This is a genomic window from Priestia sp. VA7, assembly GCF_055710015.1.
Genome location: NZ_JBVQPN010000003.1, coordinates 90,633 through 103,348, shown reverse-complemented (window position 1 = coordinate 103,348; position 12,716 = coordinate 90,633). Strand labels below are relative to the sequence as shown.

The following is a 12,716-nucleotide window of genomic DNA, read 5'->3' as shown; positions in this document are numbered from 1 at the left end:
GAAAAGGCATACTTCTTTGGTATACCTGCTGGCTCTAAGTCTAAGAATATGTACAATCACTCAAAAACACTTATTCTTCCGCAAGGATAAACGTAATCCCATTTTCTTTTGCATAGTGCTGATAGCTGACGTCCACTTTATCTGTAATTAAATAATCCACTTCATGCAACTGACAATACGTAATCATTGCATACTTATCAAATTTTGTATAATCTGCTAATAAAAACACTTTCGTACTTCTTTTTATGACGGTTTCTTTAATTTCACTTTCAACGGGCGATGAATTGGTAACCCCATTTGATATGGAAATACCCGTAGAAGCCATAAATACTTTATCAAAGTTGTAGTTCTTTACAGGATTGGCATGGTTAAAACTTGAAAATGATTGAGTTTCACGTTCAAGGTAGCCGCCTGTAGAAATTACTTTTAACGCATCAAAAGGCAAGGCTTTTACTATAACATCTAAACTATTGGTAACAATCGTAATCGATTTGTCTTTTAGAAATTCAATCATTTCTAACGTAGTGGTTCCTGAATCAATAAAGATCACGTCTCCGTCTTCTACATACTGAGCTGCCGTTTTGGCAATCAAACGCTTTTGAAACTGATTTCTTGTTTGTCTTTCATTAAATGATTCAAGCTTCACATGATTAACGGCTACTCCGCCGTATACTTTTTTAATATGCCCTTCATCCACTAACTTTTGAACGTCGCGTCGAATCGTGTTTTTGGAGACTTCAAACACTGAAACCAAATCATCTAATGAGACAGATTCATGTTCAAAAACATACTCTTGAATTTGTTGAATTCGCTTCGTTTTTAACATTTCTACCTCCCCCGTTTACCTTTCTTTTCGCTTTTTTGTTACTTACTATTATAACCTTTACAAAAGGCATTTTCTAGAAGTGTAACCGCTAAAACAAAGAGAGATTGAGACATGACTACATCAATTCCAGCTAAAGGCAAACAAGTTAGATACATAAGCTAGTAGGGATCGTTTGTTACACCGCTGTTGATTTCCGTGCAAGGCTTCGCATTCCGCAGGAGTCTTCGCCTTGCCCTCCAATCATAAGCTAGAAGCAACTCAATCGATTAAATTCCTACCAAAGAAAAAATCCGAACGAGCTGGATTTTCTATCAAGAATCTCCATTCATCGTTCGGATCTTGCTTCAACTGTAATGCTTTTATTCCAGCCTCTTTTTTATTAAGCTTTATGACTTGTATGAAACTCTCTCATTTTCTCTTTTACAGTCGCCATTACCGCTTTTTTTCCCGGTGTAAGAATGGTTCGGGGATCATACACGTCACTGTCCCTTTCCAACGTGTGACGAACCGCACGCGTCCAGGCCTGAAGGCACTCGGTGTTCACATTAATTTTCGCGTGTCCAAGAGCTATTGCTTTTTGAATTTGATAGTTTGGTATACCGGAACCACCGTGTAAAACCAGCGGTACATCTGTTAAGTCAGCTATTTCCTTCATTTCATCAAAGCCCAGCTGCGGTTCACCTTGGTACTGTCCGTGAACTGATCCTAAAGCGGCCGCCAAAGCATCGACTCCCGTTTCTTTTACAAGACGCAGACATTCACCGGGATCAGCGTACACGATGTTGCCAACAAGTCCGTCTTCCATCCCTCCGACTGTTCCAACTTCGGCTTCAACGGAGACATACTGAGCAGCAGCATAGTCTACTACTTGCTTAGTCATGGCAATATTTTCATCAATTGGGTAATGAGAACCGTCAAACATGACCGAGCTAAATCCAGCGTCGATAGCTTTTTTACACCTTTCTACACTCATACCGTGATCTAAGTGAAGCGCAACAGGAACGGTAATATTCATTTCCTCTAACAAGCCTTCCATCATGCCTACAATGGTTTTAAATCCGCCTAAATAGTCCACAAGCCTGTCTGAAACGGCGGCAATGACAGGGGCTTTTTCCTCTTCGGCAGCTTGTAAAATAGCCTGTGCCCACTGCAGGCTGTTAATATTATACTGACCAACCGCATAGTTTCCTTTTTTAGCTGCTTGAAGCATATCTTTCATTGATACTAGTTTTGAAGATACTAACGTCACTGACTGACACTCCTTATTATGAATATGATTTTGTTGTTTGAAAACTGTAGTATTCCGAGATAGCCTTAACGGTTGTCTCTTTAGCCGTCTTAATTGCTTCTTCCGCGTTTAATTGATAATATTCAGGTCGGAATAGCTCTACAGATACCGCGTCATTATAGCCTTTTTCTTTTAATGTTGAGAAAATAGCATCTAAATTAATTGCTCCTAGACCTGGCCATACTCGGTCTTCGTCTGTTAAGAAGCCAATAGGAAAATCTTCTGTATCATCAATATGAACGATAAATATTTTGGAAACATCCGCTTGTTTTAAGTCTTCTAGTTTTGAGCCCATCGCATGGAAGTGGAAGCAGTCAAGTACTAATCCTACGTTATCGCGGTTTACAGCTTGAACAATGTCATACGCTTGACCAAACGTATTAACCGTACACTGAGGATGACCTACAAACTCAACGGCGATTTTGACTCCGTAAGGTTCAGCCAATTCCGATAATTCATTCAGCACTTGTACGCAGCTATTTTTAATCTCTGCTTTTACGATTTTTTGTTCTGTTACTAAAGGAACGGCTACGATATACTGAGCGCCTATCTTTTGAGCGGTTTCTAGCATACTCTTAAACTCTTCTATCACTTCCTGGTACTCTTTTTCACTGCGGTTATTAAAGAAAACTAAAGCGTTCAACGCTAGTGGTTTAATATGATTTGTATTAAAAAACTGCGCTAAATCATTCATTGAGTGACTTTCTAAATACTCAGGAAGTTTATCCATTGTACGAATTTCAATATAGTCATATCCGTGCTTGTTGCAATATTCAAGGTCCTTTACAAGATTTGAATTTTCTAATGTTGTTGCTTCGTTAAAACATAGTTTCATAATGATTCTCTCCATTCTTTACTTAAATAATTTTATTGTCATTCATGACGTCAGCGTCTTCATTATCATAGCTGCGGAACCTTTGTTCCAGTTCTTCAAGTGTAAGCCCTTTTGTTTCCGGCAAAAACTTTTTAACAAATAAAATCGCTCCGATGCCGAGTACAACAAAGACAAAAAACGTAGTGGATAAGCCAATGCTGGCCAATAAAACAGGAAACGTTAAACCTACAAGGAAGTTAATTCCCCACAGACAAAATACGGTAACACCCATCCCTAAGCCTCTTAATCGTAAAGGGAAAATTTCTGAAAGCATTAGCCACGTTACCGGAGATATAGCTCCTTGTTGAAACGCGAGAAACGTAATCGTTAGTGCTAATACGATATATGGAAGTGCCGCGGACCCTTCAAATACAAGAGAAAATATACCAATCAGCAGCAGGGCAGTAGTCGTCCCTACCAATCCTGTTATAAGCATTGGTCTGCGTCCAACTTTACCTAGCAGCCAAATTCCTACAAACGTGGCTAAAACGGAGATGACTCCATTTCCGATATTTCCAATAAGAGCAGCTTCTGTTTGAAAACCTGCGTCTTTTAAAATTTCAGTTCCGTAATACATAATGGAGTTTACGCCGGTAATCTGCTGTACGACAGCAATTCCAATACCAAGGAAAACGACTCTTCGAACCCACGGAGTTGTTAAGTCTTTAAACGTTGCTTTTTCCATTTTTGCTTCTTGCTCGTAAGCGCTCTCAATCTCTTGCAGCTCTGATTTTGCTCTTTTACTTTCCCGTATCTTTTGAAGAACCGTTAGCGCTTCGTTATTTTTCCCTTTTGACACAAGCCAGCGCGGACTTTCTGGTACTCTAAGCATGCCAAAGAATAAAAAGACAGCTGGAATGGCAGCGATTGGCAGCATATATCGCCAAACATGAGGGTTTTCTCCTAGCATATTTCCGATAATCGCGTTAAACGTAAAGGCAAGAAGTTGACCAGTAACAATCATAAGTTCATTTTGAGTTACCATTTTCCCCCGGCTTTCAGCTGGTGACATTTCTGCTAAATATGTCGGTACGGTAACAGATGCGCCCCCTACAGCAAGTCCTAATAGAAAACGGCAAAGAATCATAACGGCTGCGTTTGGCGAAATTGTACATCCAATTGTGGAAACAAAAAATAGAATGGCAAGATACAGAATCGTTTTACGACGCCCGTTATAATCTGCTAGCCTGCCGCCTACTACCGCACCAAACGCAGCACCAAATAACAGAGCGCTCGTTACAAGACCTTGAGTAAAAGAGTTGAGATTCAATTGATCAGATTCAGACATATAAGGCAGGGCCCCGTTAATAACTCCTGTATCATATCCAAAAAGCAGTCCACCAAACGTAGAAACTAAAATGATCGTACGTAAAAATGAATGTTGATTTCCCTGTTTACCCATGCTAATTCCCCCGTCTTATTTTAAGAATGAATAACTAACTTTTCGTTAATGTACTTTCGGGCCATTAAAGCATATTCCAATGGATGTGCAATAGAAGGGTCCTGTTCCGCCTCCACTACAATCCATCCTTTGTAATTGTAATCAACTAACGCTTTATACACGTTTGTAAAATCTACACACCCATCACCCGGCACGGTAAACATACCGGCTAGAAATGACTGTAAAAATGACTTTCCTTCTTTTTTGCACTGCTCCAGCACGTTTCTTCTTGCATCTTTAAAGTGAACGTGTTTAATACGATCTATATGTTTATGTAATAGCTCCATATAGTCTCCGTCAGAAACGTAAATATGTCCCGTATCATATAGGAGATGAACATGATTTGCATCCGTTCCTTCCATTAACCGATCAATTTCAGCTAATGTTTGTACACCTGTTCCCATATGGTGATGATAGACAAGACGTAAACCGTATTCTGCTGCGATTTTTCCCAGCTCATTTAATCCTGCACATAAAGCTTCCCATTCTTGATCGCTGAAATAAGGTTTTTCAGCGAAAACATTTCTTTCAATCCCTTGAACACTGTAAGTTTGCTCAGATACGACCGCCACATCAGCATGTACTTCCTGCAGATACTGACAATGTTTGTGAAATAAATTTGACGTCTCCTCTATCCCATCACGAATGATAAAACTGCTAAACCATTGACCTGCAATTCTTAAATTTCGCAGCTCAAGCTCTTTGTTTAATATGCTTGGTTCAGGAAAAAAACCTCCCACTTCCGTTCCTTGAAAGCCCGCTACGACGATATCGCTTAACAGATGCTGCACTGTGTTTTCTGCACCAATTTCAGGAATATCATCATTTCTCCACCCGATTGGAGCAATTCCCCACAGAATATTTTCGTTTCCCATTTTGATTCCTCTTTTCCCCTTATTGTGTAATGCTGCCTCACTAGCAACAGATAGTGATAAAACTTACCAATCTTATAACTTTACAAATGAAATCGATTTCATTTGTAAATAAAAAAACTCGTTTGTTATGTGTTGGTTAAATATTGGTTAAGTTTGAATTAATATTAATATTAAAAACGCTTTCAGTCAACAATAAAATTTCAGAATTTTTTATATACTGCAACTGCCTAAAAGCTTGTTCCTTCTAAAAATGCTAGTTATAAAAGATATCATATCCACTTATGTAACCACACAAAAAGCTTTAGCTACTGTTACTTCAACAATAGACAAAGCTTTTATGAACAAAGATATATTTCTTATTTTAATAGTATGATTATTTAGTATGAATTTATGGAATAGATTTATAAAAAATAACCTGCATCTTTTTAGAATCAGTTTCCTTTTACCTTTATAATTGCTTCTCCGTAGCTTGTCATTGACGTTTTAAATTCAGTTATGAACTTCTCTACTTTTGAAATAGATTTTTTCATTTTATCGTCCCCTTTGGCTCTTATATAGCTCTATTATCAACAATTGTCTGCTGTTTGACAAAGTCAGTGGAAACGGAAACATTCCGCATGAAAACGTACACATATCTGTTAAAAGAGGCAAATCTTCTCATTTGCTTAGTATTTCATCATTTTTCTTTCTTTTTTAGGGTCTCTTCTTCCGTGTTTTGCTTATCCAACAAAAGGATTTACGAGAACTCTCCTTTAAAATCGGCTTTACACTTCGTTCACATTCCCTCGTACTAACAACAGGATCACTATGTGCATTAACAGTAGGCTTATCCTTTCTTCCCTTTCCACTTTTTATCCAAATTACCTCTTGCCTTAAAGTTAACTTTAACGTTTAAGCTAGTTTTATAGTTTTTAAACTACAAAAAAGGGGAAACACTATGCTAATTAAAAGAATGACGGTGCAGCTTTCCGGTGAACTTCTAGCGAGACATACAGCTTTGTTTGTACGCCAAGCATGTTCGTTTCAAAGTAATATTTTTCTTTCGAAAGATGGAAAATGTGTAAGTGGAAAAAGCATCATGAAGGTAATGGCTTTGGCTGTTAAGAAAGGAGATGAAATAACACTGCTGACAAATGGAGTTGATAAACAAGCTGCCGCTTGCACCCTTGAAGAATTTCTTTTAACTAAACAAAGATAGAAAGCTCCCATGCTATTCCTTCCTTTCCTTTTTTCATAAAGTCATAGAAAGAAATTTTTTTCAAAAAGGTCTTGCTTTAAAGTCGACTTTAACGTTTAAGCTAGTATTGTAGTTTTTAAATACATCAAGCGTAGTCAGTGAATGCAAGTGCATTAGCAACTGGTTATGTTTAATATGAAAGGATTGTGTTTTTACTTATGTGTAATAATCATCAACATACAACAACATCACGTGTTTTAAGTGCGCCGCATGCAAAGGCAAAATTTGAGAACACGACAATTGAACGCAGAGAACTGCGAGCAGACGACGTTTTAATTGATATTAAGTTTAGCGGTATCTGTCACTCTGATATTCATAGTGCATTTGATGAGTGGGGCGGCGGAATGTTCCCGATGGTTCCTGGTCATGAAATCGCAGGAGTAGTTGAAGCGGTTGGAGAAAACGTAACAAAATACAAGGTTGGCGATCGCGTTGGCGTTGGATGTTTCGTTGACTCTTGCGGAGAGTGCGAGTACTGTGTAAACGGTGATGAGCAATACTGTATAAAAGGCGTTGTTCAAACGTATAATTCATTGGATTATGACGGAAACCGTACATACGGGGGCTACAGCCAAAAAATCGTCGTAAAAGAAGGATTCGTTGTTCGTATTCCTGATAATTTAAGTATGGATGCAGCAAGTCCCCTTCTATGTGCAGGGATTACAACATTTTCTCCGTTAAAGCACTGGAATGCCGGTCCTGGCAAAAAAGTGGCGATCGTGGGAATGGGCGGTCTTGGACATGTAGCGATTCAATTTGCACATGCAATGGGTGCTGAAGTGACGGTATTGAGCCGTTCTAACAATAAAAAAGAAGAAGCTCTAAGCTTTGGCGCAGATCATTATTTTGCAACAAGTGATGAGACAACATTTACTGAATTAGCGGGTCGCTTTGACCTTATCTTAAACACAGTATCGGCTAACCTGAACGTGGATCAATATTTATCATTACTTCGCGTAGATGGAACGCTTGTTAACGTTGGCGCACCGGCTAACCCAGATCAGTACAGCGTATTCTCACTTATCATGGGACGTCGCAGCATTGCTGGTTCACTTGTAGGCGGCATTCGTGAAACACAAGAAATGCTTGATTTTGCGGCTGAACACGGCGTTGCCCCTATGATTGAAGTTATCGATGCAAATCAAGTAGATGAAGCGTACGAACGCGTTCTTCGCAGCGACGTTCGCTATCGATTTGTTATTGACATTTCTACACTGTAAATTAGAAAAAAGCGGGCAGCTAATTGGATGAGCTGCCCGCTTTTTATTTCTTTATAAAATACGAAAAACAACCGGTAAATTAGGCTTTAGATGAAAGTTCTTCCTGATACTTTTGTTCTAATTTATCATAGTAATCAATTTTCGTTTCCACTTTTCTAAAAGCTGCGTCCAGCTCTCTTTGTTTTTCCATCATTTTCTCTCTATGCTTTTCAAATATCTGCTTGCGCAAACCGATTGTATCATCGCCTTCTTGTGTTAATTCAACAATTTTACGTAATTCTAAAAGGGCAATATCCGTTTTTCGTAAGCAAATAATAAACTCTAGCCACTCGATATCAGACTCGCTAAAAATACGATTTCCGTTTTCATCTCTTTTTATAAAAGGTAAAAGCCCCTGCTGTTCGTAGTATCGAAGCGTATGCGTAGGCAGCCCTACCTTTGCAGCGGTCTCTTTAATATGATATTCCATTCCACTATACCCTCCATCGCCATTCTTAGTACGGCGTTTGCTTTATGTATCTAAGCTTCCCTTTTCAAGGGTGCTTTCAACTCATCTTTTAGATTTCTACTATACGATATATATAATAGATTCCGCTATTTTCTTTGCTATAAGGTAACTGTATAAATAGTATCATAAACATTAAAGTAAACGTTAAGGCAACTTATAAAGAGCTGCCGTGAAGTCAGCAGCTCTTTTCATTTTTATATAAAATACGATTAATCTGCGGCCAGCACTTTACTTAGTTCATTTAATAAATAATCAAGGGTTTGACTGATTCGAACTGTATTACGGCTTGTAAAACCTTCTGTAAGTCCTAACATAACCATCTGCTCTCTTTCTGTTTCGATTTCTGTCATTAAGACTTGCATGACAACTCCTTTATACCACTTCACAGCTCATCACCCCTTTTTACTATGCATAAATCTCATATGGGGTAATCTTAAACCTATCATACAGGTTTTTTGGGGGTGAATAGCGAGTTTTATAGCTTCAACAGTTTTATTTTTTATAAAGTCAATATACTAATATACTTATTGAAATAGAAAGTATCACTCCACTTTCTGTTAGAAGTTAAGAAAAGGCCTCCATTTAAGAGGCCTTTTCTTATTTCTTATAAAGCAGTCTAATACAAAGCCTTAGCCTCTAAAATATTCTCTATAATACGAACCTTTCTCACACTCTATCTCATAGCGCAGCCTCGTTTGCTTTCTGTAAAGCTCTTCGGACAGCTCGTTAAATTCACCTTCTGTGATAGATCCATGAATTAAATTGTTGAATAAATTATTAAGATGTTCAGTTAATTCTTGAAGTTTTTTTTCTTTCAATGAACGTCACCCTTTAAAATAATTTTCATCTTCTAAAATTATATCAAATAAAACGTTTTCATACGATATATTTTTTACTGAATTATCGTATTAAAGTGATGAAAGTATTTTTTAACTGCCATAAAACAATCAAAGAGCTGGGATAAATCGTTAATCACATGATTTCAGCAAAAAATAAGTGGATAAAGACCACAGACAAAAAGGCAAATGGTATCAACCGTTTTGACAAAAGCATAGGATGAAAAGAAAAATGAAACGAGAAAAGGAGAATGAGTATGCACTATACACCTTATTATCATCAGTGGCAGACTCCAGTGTATTACGGCTGGCAGCCATATGGTTATTATGTGCCGAGTCACTATCACACCAGCGAACAGTTTCAGCAAAGAAACGGTAAATTAAAGGACTACGGACCAAGGCCGTTTGTTATTAACATTAATGAAGCGTCAAAGCAAAACAATACGTACCGCACTGCTTTATGGACGGGAACACATTTACAAGTGACGCTAATGAGTCTTAAGCCCGGTGAAGATATCGGCTTAGAAATCCACCCTAACGTTGATCAATTTCTGCGCATTGAACAAGGGCAAGGCGTTGTTCAAATGGGCAAGAGTAAAAACAATCTAACCTTTAAACGAAAAGTCTACGATGATGATGCGATATTTATCCCTGCTGGAACGTGGCATGATGTCACCAATACGGGTACCACTCCGCTAAAGCTTTACTCCATATACGCTCCCCCAAACCACCCATTTGGTACGGTTCATGTGACAAAAGCAAATGCCTTAGCTGAAGAACATTAACTAATATAAGCTTGCTAGAAAATCGGTGTATGACCTTTTCTAGCGGGCTTTTTTTAAACTTGCTATACATAAAGGATTTTGTAGCCAAGGAAAGAATTATAGAATAAACTAATCTTTTTAAACCGCTTAAAATAACTGAAAGGCAAACAGACAATGAAATTTTTTTATAAAATTCCCAAATCAAACGTAAATCCTTCTCTTAAACTAGCAAGAAAAATTATATATATCTCTGTAGAAGCAGTCATTATGACCATGCTTGTGATTAAATCTTTTACTGTGGCCTATGAAAACGACATAAATTTAATTCTCAGGCAGCTAAATGAACTAAAAGCTTCGATTGGCGGATTTGGCATAAACGAATCGTTATTTTGGTTTATAATAAAATGCAGTATTTGTACCATCGCTACATTCGATATGTGCTTATACTTTCGAAAAAAGCTAAAAAGAAACAAAAGAGCTTTATGATTTATACGCTAAAGCTTTTACATTGGACCGCTGTTAATTTCCGTGCAAGGCTTCGCTTTCCGCGGGCGGTCGATGAGCCTCCTCGTCGCTTGCGCTCCTGCGGGGTCTCACCTGTTCCGCTTTTCCCGCAGGAGTCTTCGCCTTGCCCTCCAATCAACAGCTAGAAGCATTTAAACACATGGAACCTACATTCAGCATACCAATAAAAACCAAACAAGTTGGATTCACAATCAAGAATCAAACTCGTTCGGATCTTCCTTTAGCAAAAACACTTTTGCCCCTGCCTCATGTTTAATAGAAAAATAATAAAAGTAGAGGCATATTACACCTCTACTTTCTGTTTAGAAATCTACATCGATATCTTCTTGAATGGTTCCGGTCACTTTTTCACTTTTAATTAATTGACCTTCTTTAAATGTTTCTTCTTCCTCATTTTTAACGCGTTTCAGCTGTTTATAGGAAGGAGCTGACGCAGAGCCAAGCTCTTTTTTAAGCAAATGAATTTCGCCTAACAGCTCGGTTCTTAATGAATGAATTAACGATTGAAAATCTTCTTCCCGGCTGTCTTTCTGCCCGTTTTGTTCCACAAGCTTCGCTACATAATCCTGAAGTTCCTTTGCCTGCGAGGCCTCATACTCCTCACGATTTGCAGCAAGACGTGAATTCATTTCTTTTTTTAGTAAGTCAATTTCGACCAACAGCTCTTTTCGAAGTGAATGAACTAACGTCTCCACTTCATTTTCTTTGCTCATTTTTTGCAAGTCTTGCTGTATGAGTCTTACTACATAGTCCTGCAGCTCGTTTGCCTGCTGTTTTTCTTTCAGAAATGAAGACACTTCTGACGGAATGTCAGCAGTTTCGATTGTAAAATTTGCACGTTCATCTCTATTACTTACGGTCTTTTGTCTTGCTCCCATCATATCTGCTGATAGATTGCCAGCTGTCAGAAACGCATTTGATAGTAAGTAAAATGGTGCAGCCATTTGGGAGCTTAGCTGACCGTACCAATCATCTATTGCTTCCTTAAGGCGAGTGTTTTGATGACTCATATCTGCTCCCCCTTTTTAAACGTGAACTGCGTTTGTTTCATGTCTACTTAAAATTTCAAGACCGTATAAATTTAATTTGCGTGTCTCCGGCAAGAAAAGATGATTTTCTTCTCTGATTTCTTCCCCGTACATGTTATCAATCTGCTCTGCAATAAACTGTTGAAGAATAGGAGCCAATCCTCCAATATAAATATATTTATAGACTTTATCTTTTGGCGATGGAAATAGATTTTCAACTTTCGTTAATAAAATTTGCGTATATTCTCTAAGCGAAGCGTGAATAGGCTCCGTGAGATCTACTTTTTTCCCGCTATTGCCGTCTCTTTGCTCCATTTTTACTTTATGGATATTGGCAATAATAAACTCTTCTAATGAACGAACATCATCAAAATACTCAAGCAGTTTTTCATTTCTTAGCTTTTCAATATGCTTCAAATATGAAATGTCCGTAAGACACTTCAACGAATTTCTGCTTTTAGGTGCTTGAAGTCCTGCAGGAAGCAGCGCAAGGTCAACCGTGCCTCCGCCCAAATCGACAATTAATGTTTCAAAATTTTTGAATGCATTTGCTTCTTCTCTATCCTGTAATTCAAAATCTTTTTTGATCGCCCAGCGAGCAACTTCGCTTTCAATACGGCATTTGCTCGTTTCAATGTTCACAGTGAGCGTTTTTTCTAATCCAGGAGTCAATACCGTAACCGTGTGCTCTCCTTGAAAACGTTCGGCCATCTTCTGCTGCATTTCACTGAATTTATTTGTTTTCTTAAGCAGCCAAATCGGAAGCATAGTCGAGAAATAATTAATCGTCACATGATTATTCTCTTTGTCTTTTCCTTTAAGTATGTTGTAATAAGCAACTGAAGCTAAAAACATCACATAAGGAATATCAGATTCAGTTTTATTATGTAACTTATTAATATGGATATTGCCTAGCACGTGTTTCTCTGCTGCGTCTCCTACTAGATAATACTTTTCTACTCCTTCGATTGTTGTAGAAATCAGTAAATTTTGAAGAAGTAATTCCGGTTCATTTACACTTGAAGGAAAATGACCCTCTGCCTGATCTTTTGTGATTTCTACTACGTTTGTAGGAATTTCATAGTAATAACCATCCACTAGCGTTTGAAAAATTGAGTTACCAAAATCAACGTTTTGACGTTTGATATCCATCCTTGTTTCTCCCCTTTATCTTTTCGTGACAACACTAATAAGTATATATTTTCCTCATTTGTTTGTCTAAGTATTTAAATAATTTATGTTATTCTAAATTCACAATTAATTAATTTCAGACGGCTAATGTAATTGAAAAGCA

At 37.9% G+C, this 12,716-nt stretch carries 14 protein-coding genes; 3 read left to right on the top strand and 11 right to left on the bottom strand.

Features of this window, described 5'->3' with window-relative positions; translation table 11 throughout:
- Positions 1–70 precede the first annotated feature (70 nt).
- The 5 genes from AC0C45_RS12960 to iolE form a co-directional block, all read right to left on the bottom strand.
- On the bottom strand, positions 71–826 hold the full coding sequence (locus tag AC0C45_RS12960; RefSeq protein ID WP_216875278.1) for a DeoR/GlpR family DNA-binding transcription regulator: 756 nt from the start codon (positions 824–826) through the stop codon (positions 71–73).
- Between the two features lie 379 nt (positions 827–1,205).
- Positions 1,206–2,045: a class II fructose-1,6-bisphosphate aldolase gene (fba, locus tag AC0C45_RS12955; RefSeq protein WP_128820477.1), complete on the bottom strand. Its 840-nt coding sequence runs from the start codon at positions 2,043–2,045 to the stop codon at positions 1,206–1,208.
- Positions 2,046–2,091: 46 nt separating this feature from the next.
- Positions 2,092–2,949 (bottom strand): 2-keto-myo-inositol isomerase, encoded by an 858-nt coding sequence (iolI, locus tag AC0C45_RS12950; protein WP_221788059.1) that lies wholly within the window; start codon positions 2,947–2,949, stop codon positions 2,092–2,094.
- 22 nt (positions 2,950–2,971) lie between these two features.
- Positions 2,972–4,390: a sugar porter family MFS transporter gene (locus AC0C45_RS12945; RefSeq protein ID WP_045290907.1), complete on the bottom strand. Its 1,419-nt coding sequence runs from the start codon at positions 4,388–4,390 to the stop codon at positions 2,972–2,974.
- 20 nt (positions 4,391–4,410) lie between these two features.
- A complete protein-coding gene (gene iolE, locus AC0C45_RS12940; protein WP_237892658.1) occupies positions 4,411–5,304 on the bottom strand; it encodes a myo-inosose-2 dehydratase in 894 nt (297 codons plus the stop codon).
- A gap of 937 nt (positions 5,305–6,241) precedes the next feature.
- On the opposite strand from iolE, the gene AC0C45_RS12935 reads away from it, so the two are divergent.
- Both AC0C45_RS12935 and AC0C45_RS12930 read left to right on the top strand, forming a co-directional pair.
- Positions 6,242–6,502: an HPr family phosphocarrier protein gene (locus AC0C45_RS12935; protein ID WP_257061813.1), complete on the top strand. Its 261-nt coding sequence runs from the start codon at positions 6,242–6,244 to the stop codon at positions 6,500–6,502.
- Positions 6,503–6,699: 197 nt separating this feature from the next.
- Complete coding sequence (locus AC0C45_RS12930) at positions 6,700–7,761, top strand: NAD(P)-dependent alcohol dehydrogenase (protein ID WP_280168618.1); 1,062 nt, start codon at positions 6,700–6,702, stop codon at positions 7,759–7,761.
- Positions 7,762–7,840: 79 nt separating this feature from the next.
- Here AC0C45_RS12930 and AC0C45_RS12925 read toward each other — a convergent pair whose 3' ends face one another.
- The 3 genes from AC0C45_RS12925 to AC0C45_RS12915 all read right to left on the bottom strand — a co-directional run bounded on the left by AC0C45_RS12925 (position 7,841) and on the right by AC0C45_RS12915 (position 9,087).
- On the bottom strand, positions 7,841–8,230 hold the full coding sequence (locus AC0C45_RS12925; protein WP_016764980.1) for a MerR family transcriptional regulator: 390 nt from the start codon (positions 8,228–8,230) through the stop codon (positions 7,841–7,843).
- A 248-nt stretch (positions 8,231–8,478) separates the two neighbouring features.
- The gene (locus tag AC0C45_RS12920; protein WP_233334973.1) at positions 8,479–8,655 is read right to left on the bottom strand and encodes an aspartyl-phosphate phosphatase Spo0E family protein; all 177 of its coding nucleotides are present in this window, start codon (positions 8,653–8,655) and stop codon (positions 8,479–8,481) included.
- Between the two features lie 243 nt (positions 8,656–8,898).
- On the bottom strand, positions 8,899–9,087 hold the full coding sequence (locus AC0C45_RS12915) for a hypothetical protein (RefSeq protein WP_013058178.1): 189 nt from the start codon (positions 9,085–9,087) through the stop codon (positions 8,899–8,901).
- A 275-nt stretch (positions 9,088–9,362) separates the two neighbouring features.
- Here AC0C45_RS12915 and AC0C45_RS12910 point away from each other — a divergent pair, with 275 nt between their 5' ends.
- On the top strand, positions 9,363–9,890 hold the full coding sequence (locus AC0C45_RS12910) for a cupin domain-containing protein (protein ID WP_034650179.1): 528 nt from the start codon (positions 9,363–9,365) through the stop codon (positions 9,888–9,890).
- A gap of 466 nt (positions 9,891–10,356) precedes the next feature.
- Here the strand turns inward: AC0C45_RS12910 and AC0C45_RS12905 are convergent, their stop codons facing one another.
- The 3 genes from AC0C45_RS12905 to AC0C45_RS12895 form a co-directional block, all read right to left on the bottom strand.
- Positions 10,357–10,512, bottom strand: a complete 156-nt coding sequence (locus tag AC0C45_RS12905; protein WP_162488940.1) for a hypothetical protein — start codon at positions 10,510–10,512, stop codon at positions 10,357–10,359.
- A 184-nt stretch (positions 10,513–10,696) separates the two neighbouring features.
- Positions 10,697–11,404 carry a hypothetical protein gene (locus AC0C45_RS12900; RefSeq protein WP_257061807.1) on the bottom strand — a complete coding sequence of 236 codons (708 nt, stop codon included), beginning with the start codon at positions 11,402–11,404 and terminating at the stop codon, positions 10,697–10,699.
- Positions 11,405–11,419: 15 nt separating this feature from the next.
- Positions 11,420–12,574 (bottom strand): ParM/StbA family protein, encoded by a 1,155-nt coding sequence (locus AC0C45_RS12895; protein ID WP_257061805.1) that lies wholly within the window; start codon positions 12,572–12,574, stop codon positions 11,420–11,422.
- Between the last annotated feature and the right edge of the window lie 142 nt (positions 12,575–12,716).